The sequence below is a fragment of the Alistipes timonensis JC136 genome, from assembly GCF_900107675.1.
GTDB classification, from domain to species: domain Bacteria; phylum Bacteroidota; class Bacteroidia; order Bacteroidales; family Rikenellaceae; genus Alistipes; species Alistipes timonensis.
Map to the genome: position 1 here is coordinate 1 of NZ_FNRI01000010.1, position 21367 is coordinate 21367.

17 protein-coding genes are annotated in these 21367 nt (G+C 60.6%); 5 read left to right on the forward strand and 12 right to left on the reverse strand.

Annotation, left to right across the window (positions count from 1 at the left end; all coding sequences use genetic code 11):
* The first annotated feature begins 63 nt into the window (after positions 1-63).
* The 4 genes from BLU78_RS12245 to BLU78_RS12260 all read left to right on the forward strand — a co-directional run bounded on the left by BLU78_RS12245 (position 64) and on the right by BLU78_RS12260 (position 7404).
* Positions 64-3174, forward strand: a complete 3111-nt coding sequence (locus BLU78_RS12245) for a SusC/RagA family TonB-linked outer membrane protein (RefSeq protein ID WP_026020847.1) — start codon at positions 64-66, stop codon at positions 3172-3174.
* Between the two features lie 12 nt (positions 3175-3186).
* On the forward strand, positions 3187-4659 hold the full coding sequence (locus BLU78_RS12250) for a SusD/RagB family nutrient-binding outer membrane lipoprotein (RefSeq protein WP_010265951.1): 1473 nt from the start codon (positions 3187-3189) through the stop codon (positions 4657-4659).
* Between the two features lie 126 nt (positions 4660-4785).
* Positions 4786-5979, forward strand: coding sequence for an FprA family A-type flavoprotein (locus BLU78_RS12255; protein WP_010265952.1), 1194 nt, complete (start codon positions 4786-4788; stop codon positions 5977-5979).
* A 111-nt stretch (positions 5980-6090) separates the two neighbouring features.
* Positions 6091-7404, forward strand: coding sequence for a UDP-glucose dehydrogenase family protein (locus BLU78_RS12260; RefSeq protein ID WP_010265954.1), 1314 nt, complete (start codon positions 6091-6093; stop codon positions 7402-7404).
* A gap of 50 nt (positions 7405-7454) precedes the next feature.
* Here the strand turns inward: BLU78_RS12260 and BLU78_RS12265 are convergent, their stop codons facing one another.
* From BLU78_RS12265 to BLU78_RS12280, 4 genes are all read right to left on the reverse strand, one after another.
* A complete protein-coding gene (locus tag BLU78_RS12265) occupies positions 7455-8672 on the reverse strand; it encodes a sodium ion-translocating decarboxylase subunit beta (RefSeq protein ID WP_010265955.1) in 1218 nt (405 codons plus the stop codon).
* Positions 8659-9009: a hypothetical protein gene (locus tag BLU78_RS12270; RefSeq protein WP_010265957.1), complete on the reverse strand. Its 351-nt coding sequence runs from the start codon at positions 9007-9009 to the stop codon at positions 8659-8661. The genes BLU78_RS12265 and BLU78_RS12270 overlap by 14 nt, the downstream gene beginning before the upstream one ends.
* A gap of 141 nt (positions 9010-9150) precedes the next feature.
* Positions 9151-9531 carry a hypothetical protein gene (locus BLU78_RS12275; protein WP_010265960.1) on the reverse strand — a complete coding sequence of 127 codons (381 nt, stop codon included), beginning with the start codon at positions 9529-9531 and terminating at the stop codon, positions 9151-9153.
* A 203-nt stretch (positions 9532-9734) separates the two neighbouring features.
* Positions 9735-10184 (reverse strand): NanQ anomerase/TabA/YiaL family protein, encoded by a 450-nt coding sequence (locus tag BLU78_RS12280; protein ID WP_026020848.1) that lies wholly within the window; start codon positions 10182-10184, stop codon positions 9735-9737.
* A 174-nt stretch (positions 10185-10358) separates the two neighbouring features.
* Here BLU78_RS12280 and aspA point away from each other — a divergent pair, with 174 nt between their 5' ends.
* Entirely contained in the window at positions 10359-11792 is a 1434-nt protein-coding gene (aspA, locus tag BLU78_RS12285) for an aspartate ammonia-lyase (RefSeq protein ID WP_010265966.1), read from the forward strand.
* A gap of 54 nt (positions 11793-11846) precedes the next feature.
* On the opposite strand, the gene BLU78_RS12290 is transcribed toward aspA, so the two are convergent.
* The 8 genes from BLU78_RS12290 to alr form a co-directional block, all read right to left on the reverse strand.
* Positions 11847-12989, reverse strand: coding sequence for an endonuclease/exonuclease/phosphatase family protein (locus tag BLU78_RS12290; protein WP_010265969.1), 1143 nt, complete (start codon positions 12987-12989; stop codon positions 11847-11849).
* Between the two features lie 3 nt (positions 12990-12992).
* The gene (locus BLU78_RS12295) at positions 12993-13595 is read right to left on the reverse strand and encodes a rhomboid family intramembrane serine protease (RefSeq protein WP_010265972.1); all 603 of its coding nucleotides are present in this window, start codon (positions 13593-13595) and stop codon (positions 12993-12995) included.
* A 40-nt stretch (positions 13596-13635) separates the two neighbouring features.
* Positions 13636-15621 (reverse strand): DNA mismatch repair endonuclease MutL, encoded by a 1986-nt coding sequence (mutL, locus tag BLU78_RS12300; protein ID WP_010265975.1) that lies wholly within the window; start codon positions 15619-15621, stop codon positions 13636-13638.
* Complete coding sequence (locus BLU78_RS12305; RefSeq protein WP_010265978.1) at positions 15622-16029, reverse strand: hypothetical protein; 408 nt, start codon at positions 16027-16029, stop codon at positions 15622-15624.
* 201 nt (positions 16030-16230) lie between these two features.
* The gene (gene dnaJ / locus BLU78_RS12310; RefSeq protein ID WP_010265979.1) at positions 16231-17400 is read right to left on the reverse strand and encodes a molecular chaperone DnaJ; all 1170 of its coding nucleotides are present in this window, start codon (positions 17398-17400) and stop codon (positions 16231-16233) included.
* A 4-nt stretch (positions 17401-17404) separates the two neighbouring features.
* Positions 17405-18013 carry a nucleotide exchange factor GrpE gene (locus tag BLU78_RS12315; RefSeq protein WP_010265981.1) on the reverse strand — a complete coding sequence of 203 codons (609 nt, stop codon included), beginning with the start codon at positions 18011-18013 and terminating at the stop codon, positions 17405-17407.
* Positions 18014-18163: 150 nt separating this feature from the next.
* A complete protein-coding gene (locus tag BLU78_RS12320; protein ID WP_010265983.1) occupies positions 18164-18877 on the reverse strand; it encodes an SAM-dependent methyltransferase in 714 nt (237 codons plus the stop codon).
* Positions 18877-21246 carry an alanine racemase gene (gene alr / locus BLU78_RS12325; protein WP_026020849.1) on the reverse strand — a complete coding sequence of 790 codons (2370 nt, stop codon included), beginning with the start codon at positions 21244-21246 and terminating at the stop codon, positions 18877-18879. The genes BLU78_RS12320 and alr overlap by 1 nt, the downstream gene beginning before the upstream one ends.
* Positions 21247-21367: the final 121 nt, after the last annotated feature.

A 21367-nucleotide genomic window follows, 5' to 3' on the forward strand; every position in this document is an offset into this window, starting at 1 on the left:
AGTTAGCTATTTCTTACCTTTGTTCTGAACTTTTTATTTTAAAAAACTAATTAATTAACGCTTATGGTAAGAAAAATTCTACTGACGTTAATTGCATTGCTGGGGGGGGGAATTTTACTTTCTCAGGCCCAAAGTAAGCAAATTTCCGGCACGGTTACAGGTTCCGATGGTAAACCGATCGCCGGCGTGACTGTGGTTGTCGAGGGTACCTCCGTCGGCACGACAACAAACGCGGCCGGTGCATACAGCATATCGGCTCGCAACGACGCAAAACTGGTTTTCTCGTTCATCGGAATGGAGAACCAGACTATTCCCGTCAACGGTAAAAACGTCGTCAACGTCCAGATGAAAGAGGATGCGATCGGCGTGGACGAGGTCGTGGTGACGGCCATGGGTATCACCCGTTCCGAAAAGTCGCTCGGCTACTCGGTGTCCACCGTCAAATCGGACGAAATCGACAAGGCCCGCGAAGGCAACGTGCTCAACGCACTGGCCGGTAAAGTCGCCGGTGTGAATATCTCCGCAGCTTCGGGTACCGCAGGCGGCGGCTCGCGTATCATCATCCGCGGCCAGTCGTCACTCGGCTCGGCCGGTTCGCCGCTCTTCGTCATCGACGGCATGCCCGTCAGCAACCAGAGCTACGACCCCGTGGGCCTGAACGGCTCGGTCGACGTGGGCAACCGCATGGGCGACATCTCGGGCGACGACATCGAGTCGCTCAACGTCCTGAAAGGCGCCGCCGCAACGGCTCTCTACGGTGCCCGTGCCAAGGACGGCGCCATCATCATCACCACAAAAAAAGGTTCGCGCCTGCAAAAGACATCGGTGTCGATCAACTCGTCGATCCGCTTCGACAACGTGCTGCGCCTGCCCGACTTCCAGAACACCTACGCACAAGGCTCGGGCACCACGGGCGCCTACGACGTGGACAACATGAACGGCTGGGGTCCCAAGATCGAGGGCCAGACCGAAAAGAACTTCCTGGGCCAGGATGTCCAGTTGAAGGCTTACAAAAATAACGTCAAAGATTTCTACAAGACCGGCCACACCTATATCAACAGCATCTCGGTGTCGGGCGGTGACGAGAAGAACGACTTCCGCCTCGGCTTCACGGCCCACAATCAGGACGGTATCATCGAGAGCAACGATTATGACAAATACAACGTATCGTTCAACGGCGGCCGCAAGTTCAACGACAAGATCTCGGCCCGCGTGTCGATGACCTATGCGCGCACCAGCTCCGAAGGCCGTCCGGCCCAGGGCTCGAACGACGTGAACGTACTCGTGCGCCAGATCAACACCATACCCCGTACGGTCGACATCAACTGGCTGAAGAACAACTGGAAGAACGAAGACGGCACCCAGGGCACGATGGACAGCAAGGGCAAGGTGGGCAACTTCTACTGGAACATGAAGGAGAACCTCTTCTCGAACACCGTAGACCGCGTTTACGGCTCGGCGATCGTGACCTACACCCCGGTCAAAGGACTGACGATCACCAACAACCTCGGTACGGACTTCTTCCGTGAAGACCGCCGCCAGATCACGGCCAAGGGTACGGTAGGCTCGACGGGAGGTTTCAACACCTACGACATTAACTACCGTTCGATCAACAACGACCTGATCGTCACCTACGAGACGCTGTTCGGACGCAACAACGACTGGAATTTCAAAATCATGGGCGGCCACAACATCAACCAGGCCGAGACCCGCTACCTGACCGTCAACGCCAGCAAACTGCTGATCGAAGGCATCTACTCCTACTCGAACGCCGAATCGGTATCGACGACCAACGACAAGAGCAAGCGTCGCCTGATAGGTCTCTACGGAGAAGCCGACCTGAGCTGGCGCGACATGCTCTTCCTGAGCGTCACGGGGCGTAACGACTGGTCGTCGACCATGCCCAAGTCGCACCGTTCGTACTTCTATCCTTCGGTGAGCCTCGGCTTCATCTTCACGGAGCTGATCCCGAAGAACAACATCCTCAACTTCGGTAAGCTGCGCCTGAGCTACGCCAATGTCGGCAGCGACACGGCCCCCTATCAGCTCGACTTCCTCTACTACCCGTCGGACTCCTACTTCCTGCAGTTCGTGGGCTCCAACAAGATTCCCCACGGCGGTCTGCTGGCCTATGAGGCCGCCTCGACCTTCCCCGATCCCAACCTCGAGCCGCAGAACCAGTCGTCCTACGAGGTCGGTATGGATCTGCGCATGTTCGACGGCCGCGTACGCATCGACGCTACGTATTACTACCAGAAGACCACGAAGAACATCGTGCGCCTCGACATCGCCAACTCGACAGGTTATTTCTACGAGCGCAAGAATGCCGGCGTGATCTCGAACCAGGGCCTCGAGCTGCTGGTCGGCGTCACCCCCGTCCGCACGAAGAATTTCCGCTGGGACCTGGATGTGAACTTCGCCACCAACCGCCAGCGCGTCGACGAGCTCCATCCCTCGATCGACTCCTACAACCTGGCTTCGGGTTACAACTCCTGCCAGATCAAAGCCAAGAAGGGCGAAGCATTCAGCATGTACGGCACCTACTGGCTGCGTAACGACGACGGCGAATTCATCATCAACCCCGAAACGGGCATGCGCGTCATGAGCACCGACACGAAGAACCTCGGCAAGGTCGCTCCCGACTGGACGATGGGTATCGGCAACACGCTTTCGTACAAGGGTCTTTCGCTGAGCTTCCTGCTCGACTTCCGCGTGGGCGGCGTGATGTACTCGGGTACGGTGTCCGACCTGCGCGTCACGGGCGTGGCCGAGGAGACCGCCAGCCGGGGACGCGACAAATTCGTGGACAAGGGTGTGATCGCCAACGGCGACGGCACCTACCGGGGCAACGACGTGGAGGTTACGCCCTACCAATACTGGACGACTAACTATTCGTCGAAGATCACCGAAGCCAACGTTTTCGACGCAACGTTCATCAAACTGCGTGAGATCGTACTCAACTACTCGCTCCCGAAGAAGTGGTTCCGCAACACCTCGATCGGCCAGTTGTCGCTGGGCATCGAGGCCCGCAACCTGTGGCTCATCAAATCGAACGTTCCGCACATCGACCCCGAAGCCAGCATCTTCGGTCCTTCGTCGGTAGGTTCGGGCGTCGAGTATGCAGCCATTCCTTCGACCCGCAGTCTGGGTTTCAACATTAAATTAACCTTCTAAGACGGATTGACTATGAAAAAAATACGCACCAAGATACTCCTCGCCTTCGCGGCATCCGGCCTGCTTCTGCTGCCGTCCTGCGGCGACTGGCTGGACATCAATACGAACGAGCTGGCCTCGACGAAAGTCGAGCCGGGCTACCTGTTCAACTATGCGGCCGTGAATTACAGCGGTACGCGCATGGGCGGCGACCAGTACATGTCGATCGCCTGGCCGGCACAGGTCATCTCCGACGGCGACTACTGGTACGGCGGCGACGACTTCTACACCATCTCGACCTATTCGACAGGCAACACATGGGTCAGCACCTACGCCAGCGTCGGCAACAACCTGATGAAAGCCATCGACTTCGCCAAGGAGGCAGGAGATACCAACGCCGAGGCGCAGTGCAAGATTCTCTTCGCCATTTCGGTATGGGGTTCGACGATGATCTTCGGCGACATTCCCTACAGCGAGGCATGGCGCATCGAGGAGATCAAAACCCCGAAGTTCGACCCCCAGAAGGACATCCTCTATGCGCTGGTGGACCTCGTGGACGAGGCGCTCGGCCTGATCGACACCTCGAAGGAGTCGAGCATCACCTCCTACGACATCTACTACAAGGGCGACATGGAGAAGTGGCTCAAACTGGGCAAATCGCTCAAACTGCGTCTGCTGCTCTACCTGGCCAACCACGAGGACGTGGGCGCGCAGATCGCCGCGCTCGTCACCGAGGACAAGATGCTCGCTTCGAATGCCGACACGTTTGCATTCCCCTACTTCGACACGGCGGGCAACTATAACCCCAACTACGCCCTTTACGAAGTATATCCGAACCTGACCCCGATCTGGAATGCCGCCAACCCGACGGTCATCGACCCGATGCTGGCGGTCGACGACCCGCGTATCCCCTTCTATTTCGACCCGGCCGAGACCGACGAGAACCTCTATGCGGGCATTCCGGCCGGCGCGGATTATTTCGACGGTTCGGGAAACTGGCTCGACGAAGACGGCAACCTGAAAATCTCGCTGCTGAACCTCGATTTCTACTGCCAGCCCGACACCCCCGACGTGCTCTTCTCCTATGCCGAACTGGAACAGTACATCGCCGAGGTCTATGTCCGCGGACTGGGCGTATCGAAGAACAAGGCTACGGCCAACACCCATTACCGCGCAGCCATCAAAGCGTCGTGCATCAACGCGGGTGTTGCCGAGGCTGACGCCGAAACATTCGTCACGGGCCTCAAATCGCTGGCCGACATGTCCGACGACGAAGCGCTCGAAGCCATCGCCAACCAGCAGCGCATCGACATGATGATCCGCCCGCTCGAAGCGTGGTCCGAGCAGCGCCGCACGGGCTACCCCGTGCTGAGCGTTCCGAGCCGCCTTGCGTCGATGTACCCGGGAGTCATCAACCGCTGGCCCTATGCCGAGCGCGAAACGCTCGTCAACGGCAACGCCCCGCAGGTAGACGGAGTCTGGACCAAGATGTGGTTCCAGAAATAACGCCGACATCCCACCGTGCAAAGGCCGTTCCTCGAAAGGAACGGCCTCTTTTTTGGATACCGGGAAGATATTTCGCAGATGGCGAATTTTTTCGTAATTTTGCGACCAAACAAATAAAAAACAAGTATGGCTATTACCGAAATACTTCCCGGCATCCACTACGTCGGGGTCAACGACCGCACCACCACGCGCTTCGAAGCCCTCTGGTCGCTTCCGATCGGCGTGTCGTACAACGCCTATCTGGTCGTGGGCGAAAAGATCGCGCTGATCGACACCGTCGAAGAGGCCTTCGGCAGCCGCCTCGAAGCCAACATCCGCGAGGCGATCGGCGAGCGGAAGATCGACTACCTGGTCGTCAACCACATGGAACCCGACCACTCGTCGTCGATCACGGCGCTGCGCCGTCTCTACCCCGACCTCGAGATCGTCGGCAACGCCAAGACGCTCCAGATGATCGACGGATTCTACGGCATCGCCGGAGGCACGGTCGAGGTCAAAGAGGGCGACACGCTCGACCTGGGCAGCCGCAAGGTACTCTCGTTCCACATGATCCCGATGGTGCACTGGCCCGAAACGATGGTCACGTGGTGCGCCGGCGACAAGACGCTCTTTTCGGGCGACGCCTTCGGCACGTTCGGGGCCCTCGACGGCGGCATCACCGACTCGCAGGTCGAAGCTGACCGCTACTGGGACGAGATGCGCCGCTACTACGCCTGCATCGTGGGCAAATACGGCGGTCCGGTGCAGAAGGCCCTGCAAAAAGTCCGCACGCTCCCCGTCGAGACGATCTGCCCGACGCACGGCCCCGTGTGGCAGCGGGAGATTCCCCGGGTGATGGATATTTACGACAAACTGAGCCGCTACGAGGGTGAGCCGGGCGTGGTCGTGGCCTACGCTTCGATGTACGGCAATACGGAGCAGATGGCCGAGCGCGTCGCCCGCGAACTGGCTGCCGAAGGGGTCGGCCCCGTCCGGGTCTACAACCTTTCATACGCCGATCCGTCGGTGGTGCTGCGCGACGTTTTCCGTTTCGACACGCTGATCGTCGGCGGCCCGACCTACAACGGCAACCTCTTCCCGCCCGTGGCCGAGCTGCTCGACCGTCTCGCCGCCCGCTGCATCCCGCAGCGCAAATTCGGCTGGTTCGGATCGTTCTGCTGGGCCGGAGCCTCGGTGCGCCTGCTGGGAGAGTTCGCCCAGAAGATGAAGTGGGAACCCTTGTGCGATCCCGTGGAGATGAAACAGGGTTTTTCGTCCGACGCGTGCGGCCTCTGCCGGACGCTGGCGGGCCGCATCGCCGAACGCCGGCGAAGCGAATAACGCGAAAAGGGGCGGTCCAGCGGGCCGCCCCTTTTCTTCTCAGGGACAAGGAATTTCGGAAAAAACCGTTATCTTTACGGTTACGAATTCAAGAAACCGCAACAGACTATGATGAAAATTGCAATCGTGGGTACGGGCTATGTCGGCCTGGTATCGGGGGCCTGCTTCGCCGAAATGGGGCTCGACATCACCTGCGTAGACATAGACAGGGAGAAGATCGACGCGCTGAACGCCGGCGCCATACCCATTTATGAACCGGGATTGGAAGCCCTCGTGCGACGCAACGTCCGCGCGGGACGCCTGCACTTCACCACCGACCTCACCGAATGCCTCGACCATGTCGAAGTGGTCTTCTCGGCCGTCGGCACCCCGCCCGACGAGGACGGCTCGGCCGACCTGAAATACGTGTTGGAAGTGGCCCGCACGTTCGGCCGCCACATCAAAAAATACACCGTGCTGGTGACCAAAAGCACGGTGCCCGTAGGCACGGCCCGGAAGGTGAAGGCCGTGATCGAAGAAGAACTTGCAAAACGGGGCAGCAAGGTGCCGTTCGACGTGGCCTCGAATCCCGAATTTCTCAAAGAGGGAGCCGCGATCAAAGACTTCATGTCGCCCGACCGCGTGGTCGTGGGCGTCGAGAGCGAGCGGGCCCGCAAGCTGATGACCAAGCTCTACCGGCCGTTCCTGATCAACAACTTCCGGGTGCTATTCATGGACATTCCCTCGGCCGAGATGACCAAATACGCCGCCAACGCCATGCTGGCTACGCGCATCTCGTTCATGAACGACATCGCCAACCTCTGCGACCGCGTGGGCGCCGACGTGGAGATGGTCCGCAAGGGCATCGGTTCCGACGCCCGCATCGGCAACAAGTTCCTCTACCCCGGCTGCGGCTACGGCGGCTCGTGTTTCCCGAAGGATGTGAAAGCGCTGGCCCACACGGGCCGCGAGAACGGCTACACGATGCAGATCATCGAAGCTGTCGAGCGGGTCAACGAACAGCAAAAAAGCGTGGTCTTCGAGAAACTGCAGGCCGCCCTGGGCGACCTGCGGGGCAAACTCGTCACGATCTGGGGACTGGCCTTCAAACCCGAGACGGACGACATGCGCGAAGCCCCGGCAACGGTGGTGATCGACCACCTGCTGAATGCCGGCGCCGAAGTCTGTGTCTACGACCCGGTCGCCATGCCCGAATCGCAGCGGCGGATGGCCGGCCGGCCGATCCGCTATGCCCGGACGATGTACGAGGCCGCGGAGGGAGCCGACGCCGTGGCACTCATCACCGAATGGAAAGAGTTCCGCATGCCCGACTGGGCCCAGTTGTACACGGCGATGCGCGGCGACGCGATCGTCGACGGCCGCAATATCTTCGACAAACCGGAAGTCATAGCCGCCGGATTCCGCTACTTCGGAATCGGCAAATAACAAACGCAAACGGCCCGCGAAAAGCGGGCCGTTTTCATTCGGATTCGGTTTTACAGCATCGGAATCACCGTCACGTAGATCGCAGCGATGATGGCCGACGTAATGACACCCGTGACGTTGGCCCCCAGGGCGTCGGGCAGCACTAGCGATGAGGGATTGTCGTGCGACACGATCTTCTGGGCAACCTTGGCCGTCGTCGGCACGCAGCTCACGGCGGCGATGCCGATCACGGGATTGAAGTTGCCCCGTTTGATGAAATACATGGCATAGCCGCCCAATATGCCGCCGATGCCCGAAATCAGCAGGGCGAGGATTCCCAGCACGAGCAGTTTGAGCACCGTGGGATCGAGCAGCGTGTGGGCATCGCACAGTACGCCCAGCAGGATGCCCAGGAAGAACGTCGAGCCGTAAAGCATCGGCCCGCTGATGAAATCGTTGACGTGTTTGAGCCCGGATTCCTTAATAACCACACCGATAAAGAGCGAAAAGAACAGCGGGGCGGCCACCGGAAAGAGCAGGCAGAGGATCACGCACATCACCACGGCGAACGCAATTTTGGTTGCGGGGCTGTACTGCTTAGCCGGTTTCCGGGCCGGTTTCATTTTGATCGCCCGCAGGCGTTTGGGCACCATCGCCCGCACCAGATAGGGATATCCGCCGTAGGTCAGGCCCAGGTAGAGATAGGCCACGACGGTGATCGGCACGAAGATTTCCTTCGAGAGATTGAGCGAGGTGAAGAGCACCATCGGTCCGTCTGCGCCGCCCACCATGGCAATCGAGGCGCTGTCGCTGGGGCTCAGGCCCATCGAATAGGCGATCGGCAGCACGGCGAAGGTTCCCAGCTCGGCGCACAAGGCGAGGAACATGCTTTGCAGGGGTTTGGCCAGCAGGAAATTGATGTCGAGCATCGTCCCGATGCCCATGAAGATCAGGCAGGCGATCAGGCCGTTGCTGAAAGTGAAGGTGTAGACCGGCTGGAGAAAGTCGATCTGGAGAATGTTCATCAACTGGTCGGTGTCGGTCACCATCGGATCGAGAAACAGGTTGCCGTGGGCACCTCCGGGAAAGATCAGCACTCCGGCGTTCACGGCCGCCATGCCCAGCCCCATCGGGATCATCACCAACGGTTCCAAAACCCCTTTGCGCCCCAGGTAAACCAGCAGGATGCCCAGCAGGATCAGCCCGATGCGCGAATACATGATCGCGGGGTCGGACTGCAACAGGGTCGAAATACCCTGGAAAATACTGCCCAGATCAAATTTTTCCATGGTGCAGTTCGTATAAACGGCTCATCTCCGTATCCAGTTTCTCCCCGTCCCGGAGATTCCCGAAATGATACTCGGCCAGTCCGTCCTGCGCCGCACCCTCCGGAGAGCCGTCGTCCGTGCAGGCCAACGACCAGATGTTGCGGTAGGTATGCGTCAGGTTCATACGATAGGCGCGGGCCCATACCCGGCCTCTCCCCATCCATACCGAAAGCCCCTCACCACTGAAGCGGGAGAAGAAAAAAGTCATTCCTTTGAGCACATACGCGAATGCGATCCCCACGATAAACGTGAAGCCCATCATCAGCGCAGTCTCCTGAATTATATACATCAGGTTCATCGCTTTATTTTTTAAAGATTTGTTGTGAGCGCGACATCACGCCCCGGGCCGCACGGCCTTCGGGAGCGGTTCGCACACGGAACTCGCAGGCAGGGCGCGCCCTGCGGACACACCATGCAACTCGAATAAAGGGATGAGGGGCTAAATGACCAGCACGCCGAACCGGAGGTAATCGGCGCAATGGGACGGCAGGGCCGTCCGCTCACCCTGCAACAGCAGGGAAACAACATATTGCGTGCAGCAGTCCTGCACCCGGGAGAAATGGCGTCCGAAATAGGAATCCCGGACGTCGACGGTCACCCGGCGATGGTTCTCCAACTGCTTGCGCAGTGCGCGCATAGGCGAGGGAATGGACGGCTGAACGGTCTCCGTGGCGAAATAACCGGCATACAGGGACGAAACGGAATAGCACTCCGATATCCGTCCGACATCGGCCGGCATACGGTCTTCCGCCCCCGCATCCTTCGCCGACGAGAGCGAAGAAAGCAGCAGGAACAGCAATATGAATACCGGCGTTTTCATGATACGGAGAAAATTTGTCGTTCAAATGTAGTACAAATCCGAGAAACAAACAAGTCCGCGGCAGGAATCTTATTATCCATTCCCGCCCGGAGACCGGACGCTTTCGTTTCCGCCCGGACGCCAAGGCCCGAAGCACTCCTCGCCGCCGGACAAAAAAAGGCCGGAGACTATGCTCCGGCCCGTAGCGGTATCGCCTGCGGCGCTTATTTGCGCACTTTGACGATGATCTTGCGCACCGTTCCCTCGCCCACCATCGGAGCATGGCCGTCCTCGGGGAAAAGCACCGTGAACTGACCCGGACGCAGCGTATAATAGGTCTGCGGCACGTCATCGAAGAACTGAATGTCCTTCTCGGCGTCGAACCCGCCCTGCGGCATCCGAAGGTCCTTGCGCTCGCTCCAGCCGAAAGCCTCCTCCTTGCCGGTGACGAGCACCTGGATGTCGATGTATTCGTTGTGCACTTCGAGCTTGGCGTCGGATTTCTGTTTGAGCTCGCGCTCCATCACGTTGACATAGATGTCCTTGCCGTCGAGTTCGTGGATGCCCGGCTCCATCTTCGTCCAGTCCGTCGAAGCGATCAGCGCAAAGGCTTTTTTCATGCGCGGGTTGACGTTTTCATACAACGCGCTGTTTTTCAGAGAGTCTAAAATCATGATCTTTATTTATTTTTCCGGTTCTGCGTTCCGTGGCCGCCGGGGTTGTCCCGCCCCGCGGCCGGACACAAAGTTAGCAAGAATTTTTTATTATAACAAAGTGACTGAAAAAGCACTATATTTGGTGTAGTAACCGGATCGCATTTTCGTACCTTTATAAAAAACATTCCGACCATGAACTTTACAGACATCAAACTCTCGGGCAAGACCCGTCGTGAGCACGATCTGCTGGGTGAGATGGAAATCCCGGCGGAGTATTATTTCGGCGTGCAGACCATGCGCGCGGTGGAGAACTTCCACATCAGCCGTGTGCGGCTCTGCTTCTTCCCGGAGCTGATCCGCGCCCTGGCCGACGTCAAACAAGGCGCCGCCATGGCCAACCTCGAGCTGGGACTGCTCGACCCCGCGATCGCCGACGCCATCGTCCGGGCCTGCGAGGAGCTGCGCGCCGGGAAACTCCGGGAGCAGTTCGTGGTCGACATGGTGCAGGGCGGCGCCGGGACCTCGACCAACATGAACGCCAACGAAGTGATCGCCAACCGGGCGCTGGAGCTCCTCGGGCATGAGAAAGGCGAGTATCAATATTGCCACCCCAACAACCATGTCAATCTCTCGCAGTCGACCAACGACGCCTACCCCACGGCCGTGAAGATCGCGCTGGTACGGAGCATCGAAAAGCTGGTCGGCGCGCTGCGCGAGCTGATCGCGGCGTTCCACGCCAAGGGCGGGGAGTTCGCCCACGTTATCAAAATGGGCCGCACGCAATTGCAGGACGCCGTGCCGATGACCCTCGGGCAGGAGTTCGAAGCCTACGCCGCCAACCTCGCCGAGGAGACCGAACGGCTGGAAGTCAACCTGAAGCTCTTCTACGAGATCAACATGGGCGCCACGGCCATCGGAACGGGCATCAATGCCGATCCCGACTATGCCGAGGTCTGCACGCGGTGCCTGCGCGGGATCACGGGACTGCCGCTGGTCAAAGCGTCGAACATGATCGAGGCCACGAACGACACGGGAGCCTTCATCATGAACTCCTCGGCGCTGAAACGCCTTGCGGTCAAACTCTCGAAAATCTGCAACGACCTGCGTCTCCTGTCGTCGGGCCCCCGCTGCGGACTGAACGAGATCAACCTCCCGCCACGCCAGCCGGGATCGTCGATCATGCCGGGCAAGGTCAACCCCGTGATCCCCGAAGTCGTCAATCAGGTCGCATTCCGCGTCATCGGCAACGACCTCACGGTGACCATCGCTTCCGAGGCGGGCCAACTGGAGCTGAACGTCATGGAACCGATCATCGTCCACTGCCTCTTCGAAAGCATCGAGATGCTGGTCAACGCGATGAACACCCTGCGCGAAAAGTGCATCGTCGGCATCACGGCCAACGAGGAGGTATGCCGCCGGATGGTCTACAACAGTATCGGACTGGTGACGGCCCTCAATCCTTACCTGGGTTACGAGACCTCGACCATGCTGGCCAAGGAGGCGCTCGAAACCGGCAAGGGCATCTACGACCTGGTGTTGGAACACAAGCTGATGAGCGAGGAGGAGCTGCATAAGGTCCTCCGGCCCGAAAACATGGTCCATCCCCGCCGGAAGATCGAGGAATAAACCAAGCGGTCCGGGCTTCAACAGCCCGGACCGCTTTTATCTGAACCCATCCGCCTACGAACTCTTCCGGAGCCGAACGACGACGGGATGGTGGTCCGAATATTCGACCGGCAGCACCTCGTAAGAGAGGGTCTCGAGCCCCGCGGAACTCAGCACATAATCGATGCGCAGCGTGTTGTAAAATCCCCGGAACGTATGCGAATAGCCCGAGCCGCACTCGCTGAAAGCATCGCGCAGTCCCCGGGCCATCGTGCGGTAGACATACGACATCGGCGTGTCGTTGAAGTCGCCGCAGACGATCTTCCGCGTGCGCGTCGCCCCTACGACCTTGGCGATGCTGTCCACCTGCCGGGCCCGCAGCACGCTGTTCTCGCGCAGGCGCGTGACGATGCTGCGGATCTTGGTCTCGCGCGCCGTATCCGAGAGGAAGCGGTGGCTGGTGATGAACTCGTTGTCCGAAGCGTTGATGGCCGTCGAACGGAGGTGATTGTTGAACACCCGCACCGTATCGTCGCCGATCATCACGTCGGCCCAGACCGACGACGAGGGCGTCAGCACCGTACCGGTCCGCAGGATGCGGTATTTGCTCAGAATGGCCATCGTCGCACCGTAGACCGAATCGGGGGCCTGCGTGCGTCCGAAATGGGCGCTCTCGTATTTCTCGTCGAGCAGCGCGAACTCCTCGGAGCGCTCCGCGAGGCGGGCGTTGAACTCCTGCAAACAGATGATGTCGGGGTCCTGGCCGGCGATCAGCTGCAGGATGTCGTCGACGCTGCTGCCGCCGTTCTCGCCGTAGAAACTGCGGACGTTGTAGGTCATCACCCGGAACGCCCCGCGGTCGTAAACAGCCTCCCCGTCATAACTGCGGCGGATTTCGGGCCTCCAGAAAAGCGAGACTTTGAAAAGCCCCGCCACGACGACCGCCAGCATCACCAGGGCCCGCACCTTGCGCCAACGGATGACCCAGTAGAGCATCAGCACCACCGACGCGACATAGATGCCGGGCGCGGCGAGCCCCAGCACGGGGAAGAACCAGACCCGGGCGGGATCGACGTAAGGGACGCAATAGGTAAGGACGGTCGTGACGGCCGCCGCAACGGTAGCGATCGTCAGAATCAGGTCCAGCAGTCCCATGAACAGGCTACGGCGGCGTTTCGCCGGGCGTCCTCCGTAATCGTTGTAATAATCCGAAGCCATCGTTTAGAAACGGATCGTTCCGCGGCGTTTCCACCAATGCAGCAGCAGGAAGCCCCACAACATACCGCCCACGTGGGCGAAATGGGCCACATTGCCCACACCCCTCCATCCGAGGAAGAGCTCGATGACGGCGTAGATGATGACGAACCATTTGGCTTTCATCGGGATAGGCGGTATCAGCAGCATGATGACCGCATTGGGGTGCATCACGCCGAACGCCAGCAGCAGGCCCATCACGGCGCCCGACGCACCGACCAGCAGCAGCGGCAGCTCCCCGAAGGCCAGCGCCGTGAGGTACTGGATCAGCGCCGCGCCGATGCCGCAGACCATGTAAAAGGTCAGGAATCGCTGTGACCCCAGTTCGTATTCGAGCGTCCGCCCGAACATCCACAGCGCGAACATGTTGAAGAAGATATGCTCGAAATTGGCGTGCAGGAACATGTAGGTAATGAACTGGTAGGTATGGAAAAACGGCGTCCCGAGCGACAGGGCGCAGTACTCCATGATCTGATTGCCCACGGGCAGCAGCGCCGTGGCCATATAGACCAGCACATTGATTATTATCAGGTTCTTAACGACCGGAGGGGTCTGAAAATAACGGTTCATGACGTTTTTAATTTTTGCAAATGTAACTCTTTCCGCGGGATTATCCCAGCTTGGCGCGCAAATCTTCGGGGGTGATCTCCGCGGTGATCGCCTTGCCCGAGGGCGAGAAACTGAAACTGCCCGTATCGGCCAGCTGCCCCAGCAGCGCCGCGGCCTCTTCGCGCGTCAGCGGACGCCCTGTGCCCTTGGCGCCCGAGCGGGCCATCACGCCGGCGATCTTCTCCCGCCGGACGTCGGCCAGCGACACGGGGGTCGCAAAGGCCTGCAACAACTCGAACAACAGTTTGTCCACCGCGTCGGCGGGCATGTCGGCGGGCGTACCTTTCACCTCTACGGCCCCTTCGCCGCAGAAATCGATGTCGAAGCCCAGCGAGGCGAATTCCACGGCGTTCTCCTCCAGCAGGGCGTATTCGTCGCCCGAGAGCACCAGCCGCTCGGGAAACAACAACTGCTGGCTCACCGACGAACCGTTGCCCAGCATGCGCAGATAATCCTCGTAAAGAATCCGTTCGCGGGCGCGGCGCACGTCCACCACCACGAAGCGACCGTTCAGCAGGGCGGCGACATACCCGCCCGGCAACGGCAGCGGATCGGTGAACTCCGGACGCTGCGCCATGTCGAAGCGCTGCTGCTCGGGAGCGGCGGCGGAAGGGATGAAATCCAATGCGCTGTCGTCGAAGCCCCCGCCCGAAGCGATCTCGAAACCGCCGCCCGACTCGAACTCCTCGAACTCCCCGCCGTCCGCCGCAGGCAGGCCGAACGCCCCTCCCTGCGGGAATGCGGGTACGACGCTCCGGCCTCCGCCCGTGCGGAATCCCGCGGCAGAGTTGTCCGACACGACCCCGCCGTCGCTGTACGGCACGTCGAAGCCCGTGAAATCCTCGTTGGGATCGGGCGCCGAAGGGTCGATATACTCCTCGCTGAACGGATTGTAGTTGCTGTTGGACATCGCCTGCGGCTCGCTGTACACGGCGCCTTTCTGCAGCACGGGAATCTCCACCATGCCCTCGCGGTCGAAATCCATCAGCGGCACGGCGCCCGTCTTGGCCAGCGTCTCGCGCACGGCGGCATTGATGATCTGCCACACGGCCTCCTCGTCGGCGAACTTCACCTCGGTCTTCTGCGGATGGACGTTCACGTCGATACGTCCGGGATCGATCTCGAGGAAGAGGAAATACGACGGCTGGCTGTTCTCGGGAATCAGCTTTTCGTAGGCCTTCAGGATGGCGCTCGTCAGGTAGCTGCTTTTGAAAAAGCGTCCGTTGACGAACAGATATTGCTCCGTATTGCGTTTCTTGGCGGCCGCCGGACGGCCGATATAGCCCTCGATGCGGGCGATCGAGGTGTCGGCCTCGACTTCCAGCAGGTTTTGTTTGATATGGCGCCCCACCACGTCCACGATGCGGCCAGCCAGCGACGAAGCCTGCAACGTGTAAACCGGGGCGTCGTTGGCATAGAGTTCGAAAGCGATCTGCGGGTTGCAGAGCGCGATGCGCTGGAACTCGGCCTTGATCTGCGAAGCCGACGTAGTGCTCTTGTCCAGGAAACGGCGGCGCGCCGGGACGTTGTAAAAGAGGTTGCGCACGAAGAACTGCGACCCCACGGGGCACATTACGGGATTCTGCGCCGCGAACTGCCCGCCGTTGATCTCGGTCTGCGTGCCCACCTCGTCGCCCGCCTGCCGCGTGCGCAGTTCAACCTGCGCCACGGCGGCGATCGAAGCCAGGGCCTCGCCGCGGAATCCGAACGTATGCAGGGCGTAGATGTCCTCCACAGCCCCGATCTTGCTCGTGGCATGGCGGTCGAAAGCCATGCGTGCGTCGATGGGCGACATGCCGCAGCCGTCGTCCACAATCTGGATCAAATCCTTGCCGCCGTCGCGGAAATTGACTTTCACGGAGGTCGCACCTGCGTCGATGGCGTTTTCCATCATCTCCTTCACCACCGAGGCGGGTCGGTTGACGACCTCGCCCGCGGCGATCTGGTTGGCGACGACCTCGGGTAGTAATCTGATCTTGTCTGCCATTTACTCCTCCTGGTAATCGTTGGGGACGACCGTAATGGGTGCATAGGGGTTGAACTCCTCCGCGGCCTGCTCGGTCCGGACCGGTGCGGCCGGGGTCCGCGCACGCAGGAACACGTCGGCCAGCTTCGGGTACAGAAGATAGATGAACAGCAGCACCAGCACGGCCGCCGCCGCCATCTTCAAAATCCGGCCCTGCCCCGTCTTGTCCTCGCCGGCACGCCGCGCCGCACGGGCTTCGCGCTGGGTGCGGATGTACTGCCCGGGCTTGTATTCGCGTCCGGCATCCTCGGCCCGCTCGCCGTGGAGTTCAGCACGGCGCTGTTCACGCGCCTCTTTCTCGGGGTCGTAATAACGCGGGATATAGTTGAACTTGTTCGCGTGCTTCTTAAACGGGGTAAAGCCTAACATGGTCGTCCTATTTTTTTGTAAAGATACGAATATCTTCACCATTTTATTGCATGGCACTCTTTTTTACAGCATTTCGGCCGCGATGCGACAACTGCGTGCAACAGGTGAGGGCCGTTTAAGAAACGGCCTTCGGCAAACGGAAGCATATCCGGCGCCCCATACCCGGCCAACGCCCCCTAAAACCGTCTCTTAGCCGGGTCTTTACCGGAAGAAACTCTTCATCCGTTCGAAAATGTTCTGGTTCTTGACCGACTCGGCCTTCTGGAAACCGGGCTGCGCCGCCAACTGCTCGACGAGTTTCTTCTCCTCGGCCGAGAGTTTCGCGGGGATGGTGATGTCCACCACCACCAGCTCGTCGCCGCGGCCGTAGCCGTTCACGTCGGGCAAACCTTTGCCGCCCAGGCGCAGCACCTTGCCGGCATGCGTTCCCGGAGCGATTTTGATTTTGGCGCGCCCGTCCACGGTCGGCACCTCCACCGTGCCGCCCAGCAGGGCCGTCGTCACGGTGATATTGAGGTTGTGGATCAGGTCGTTGCCGTCGCGCACCAGTTCTGCGTCCGACTCCTCCTCGATCATCACCAGCAGGTCGCCGTTCACGCCGCCCTGACGCGCCGCATTGCCCTTGCCCGTGACCGTGAGGACCATCCCCTCGCCCACGCCGGCAGGAATCTTAATCTCCACGACCTCCTGGCCGCGCAGCGTGCCTTCGCCTTTGCATTTGTCGCACTGCGCCGTAATCACCTTGCCCGAGCCGCCGCACGTGGGGCACACCCCCTGCGTCTGCATGCGGCCGAAGAAGGTGTTTTCCACCCGCGTAACATACCCCGCACCGTTGCAGGTCGGGCAGGTCGAATAGGAATTAGCATCCTTGGCTCCCGTGCCGCCGCACTTGTCACAGGCGATGGTTTTGTTGATTTTGAGCTTCTTGGTGACGCCGTTGGCGATCTCCGCCAGCGTCAGTTTGACCCGCACACGGATATCCGAACCGCGGTTCACGTGGTGCGCACCGCCGCCGCCCGACGAACGGAACCCGCCGCCGAAATGACCGCCGAAAATGTCGCCGAACTGCGAGAAGATGTCCTCCATCGAGAACCCTCCGCCGCTGAATCCGCCGAAGCCCCCGGCTCCGCCGCCTGCCGCGCCACTCATTCCGGCATGGCCGAACTGGTCGTAACGGGCACGCTTGTCGGGATTCGACAGCACGTCGTAAGCCTCTGCGGCCTCCTTAAACTTCTCCTCGGCCTCCTTGTCCCCGGGGTTTTTGTCGGGGTGGTACTGGATGGCCGCTTTGCGGTATGCCTTCTTTATTTCGTCAGCGTTAGCGTTCTTCTGGACGCCCAGCACTTCGTAGTAATCCCTCTTTTCTGCCATGGTCTTACTCTCCTACAACAACTTTTGCGAAGCGCAGCACCTTGTCGCCCAGCTTGTAACCCGTCTGAACCACGTCGATGACCTTGCCCTTCTTCTCGTCGCCGGCGGCGAACTTGGCCACAGCCTCCGAAAGATCGGCGTCGAATTCCCGGTCCAGCACCTCGATTTCGGTCACGCCTTTCTGCCGCAGCGCCTCGGTGAACTTCTGTGAAATGAGCGTCACGCCAGCCCGCAGAGCCTCCAGGTCGTCGCTCTTCTGCATGGCGTCCACGGCGCGCTGCACATCGTCGCGCACGGGCAGCATGGCCAGCAGCACGTCGCGGCCCCCGGTCTGCACCAGCTCCATCTTCTCTTTGAGCGTCCGCTTGCGATAATTGTCGAACTCGGCCTGCAGACGCACGAATTTGTCCTGCCAATGGGCCACGGCCTCCTCGAGCGCCTTGGCGGCATCGTCCTCGGCTGCCGGATCGCCGTCTGTCATTGTGTCAGTCGCATCGTCTGCCGCGTCTGACACATTGGCACAGGGCTCGCCGTCGCACGAGGGGTAACCCTCGCCCGGAACGAAGCCCTCGTCGCCGCTAACAGCCTCATTATAAATCTCTTCTTTTTTCATATCTTGTGTTTTTTTAGTTTTCCACCACATATTCGAACAAATTGCATACCAACCCGGCTAAGGGCCGGGCTTCAAAGACAATACCTGCGGTCGGGCATCGAACCGGTCTGCGACCTACCGCCCAAAAGCCGTTTCACGGCAAAACTGCGCTTATCCGATAATAAAAATAGCCGGCCGCTTGTTCATCTCGGGCAGCCGGCGCCGCCGCCACTCCCCCGCCGTATGGGTTTCGACCAGCTCGCCGGGAGCCGTCAGGTCCACAGCCACCGTCAGGCGGGTCTCCGCCCCGAGCGTCTGCACCAACTGCTCCATCAGCTTCCCGTTGCGGTAGGGCGCCTCGATGAACAACTGCGACTGCCCTTCGGTCAGGGCCCGCCGTTCGAAAAAGCGGATGGCTTTCGCCCGTTCGGGCGGCTTCACGGGCAGGTAGCCGTTGAAGGCGAACGATTGGCCGTTGAGCCCCGAAGCCATCACCGCAAGGATGATCGACGACGGTCCCACGAGCGGCACCACGCGGATGCCGCGGCGATGGCACGCCTCGACGACCAACGCCCCCGGATCGGCCACACCCGGCACGCCCGCCTCGGAGATCACCCCTGCGGAACGGCCTTCCAGCAAGGGTTTCACCAGCTCTTCGACCTCGCGTCCGGCGGCGGTATGCTCGTTCAGCTCGCGGAATTCCAGCTCTCCTATGGGGCGTTCGACACCGGCTTTCGAGAGAAAACGCCGCGCCGAACGCGTATTCTCGACGATGAAATAGTCCAGTGCATTCATCACGGCCCGGTTGGCCGCGGGCAGCACGTCCCACGGCGCCGTCTCATCGGAGATCGGACAGGGTATCAGGTAGAGGGTTCCGTAAGCCATTACTCTTTGAGGTAAATTCGTTTCACACGTCCCGACACCGAAGTCATAATCTCATAAGGGATGGTCTCCAGCACGCGGGCCATCGTTTCGAGGTCGTTGCCCGGCTCCGCCGAGAATACCACCGCCTCGTCGCCCTCCCCGACGCCCGGAATGTCCGTGACGTCGATCATGCAACTGTCCATACAGACCCGTCCGACGATCGGCGCAGGCTGCCCGTTCACGCGCATCGACCAGCGTCCGCACCCCAAGTGGCGGTCCAACCCGTCGGCATAACCGATCGGCACCGTAGCCGTCACGGTCGGCCGCAGGAGCTTCCCGGCGCGTCCGTACCCCACGGCGTCGCCCGCTTCGAGGTGTTTGACCTGCACGATACGGGTTTTGAGCGTCGACACCGGACGCAGGCCCGCGTTGTGCTCCCAGCCGAAGCCATAGAGCCCCAGCCCGAGGCGGCACATGTCGAACTGCGCTTCGGGGAAGCGCTCGATGGCGGCCGAATTGGCCGTATGGCGAATCACGGGATACGGCAGCGACGCGGCGATGGCCGCGCTCATGCGGTCGTAACGCGCGATCTGCGCCCGCGTGTAGGCATCCTCTTCGGGCATGTCGGCGCAGTTCAGGTGCGAAAATACCGACGCCACCTTCACGGCGGGCAGTTTCAGCAGTTCTTCGCACAAGCGCTCTATCTCATCCTCCATAAATCCCAGCCGGTGCATGCCCGTATCGAGCTTCAGGTGGATGGGATAGCGTATCTCCCCGGCATGCGACACCGCATCGGCGAAATCCGCCAGCGAGCGGAAGCTGTATATCTCGGGTTCGAGACGGTTGGCGATCATCTGGTCGAAACTGTCGGCATCGGCATTCAGCACCACCACGGGCATCGTGATCCCCCGCTCGCGCAGCAGCACGCCCTCGTCGGCGAATGCCACGGCGAGGTAATCGACGCCCTGATGCTGGAGCATCTGCGCCACCTCGAAATCCCCGGCGCCGTACGATCCCGCTTTGACCATCGCCACGAGCTTCGTCGAAAAGTCCAGCTTCGAACGGAAATAATTGAGGTTGTGGATCATGGCATCGAGATCGACCTCCAGCACCGTCGTATGGCTCTTGCGCGCCAGGGCGTGAGCCAGCTTCTCGAAGCGATACTCCCGGGCCCCTTTCAGCAGCACGGCGCGTCCCGCCACGGCCCGGCGGCCGATGCGGGCGATGCACTCGTCGGTCGAGGCGAAAAATTCCCGGTCGCAGTCGAACAGCGCGGCGTAGCGTTTCAGTTTGGGTCCGATGCCGATCAGCGTGTCGACGCCCGCCCGCGAGACCATCCCGGCCACACGGCCGTACAGTTCGTCGTCCGTCAGCCCGCTCTGCGCGATGTCCGACAGCACGAGCGTCCGGCGCCGCGACAGCGCCACGTTGTGCAGGTAGTCCAGCGCCAGCGCCAGCGAATTGAGGTCGAGGTTGTAGGCGTCGTTGATGAGCACCGAATCGTTGATGCCGTCTTTGACTTCCAGACGCATGGCGACCTCGGGGGCCTCGGAGAACGACGGCGCGGGATAGCCCATCGCCGCGCAGAACGCCTCGACGATCTGGGCGTTGCGGCGCGACGCCTCGTTGCCGATCACCGCCTCGGAAACCTGGGGACACGCTGCGGCGTCGCAGAGTTTCCGCTCGGCGAACCGCGCAGCGACCATGCGCCCCAGCGGCTCGTAATAACTATGGTAAACGATGGTCCCGGCCCGGTGGGCGAGGAGCATCTTTTCGTTGCATTTCTGTTCCAGATTGAGGAAGTTCTCCTGATGCGCGTCGCCGATCGAGGTGAAGACCACCACGTCGGGACGGATGATGCGTTCCAGCCGCTCCATCTCCCCGGGCTTCGAGATGCCCGCCTCGATCAGCGCCAGTTGCTCGTCGCCCTCGATCATCAGCACCGACAGCGGCACGCCCAGTTGCGAATTGTAGCTCTTGGGCGAGCGGTAGCACTTCATCCCCGCAGGCAGCTCCTCGGCGATCCACTCTTTGATGACGGTCTTGCCGTTCGACCCGGTGATGCCGACTACCGTTCCTTTGAACTGCGCCCGGTGGTAGGCCGCCAGGCATTGCAGGGCCGCGATGGCGTTCCCGACCACGACATACCCGCACCCGGGCAGGGGTTCGACGCCGCGTTCGGTGAGGAACGCCCTCACCCCGCGCGCGTACATCTGCGCGATGTAGTCGTGCGAATCGTGGTTAGCGCCGCACATGGCGACGAACATCGGTCCGGAGCCCAGTTCGCACGTCAGCGAACGGCTGTCGGTCACCACCGACTGCACCTCGCAGTCCGTGCCCGAGAACTTGCCGCCCACGACGGCGGCGATTTGTGAAAGTTTGTAACGCATATTGTACAACTATTCAATTTTTCGTCAGAGCGGATGCAGTTTCGGGCTTCGTGCCGCGGCACACGGATGGGACATACAGGCGTATTTCCCATTCGCGGGACGCAAAGGAAGTGCGGAAATG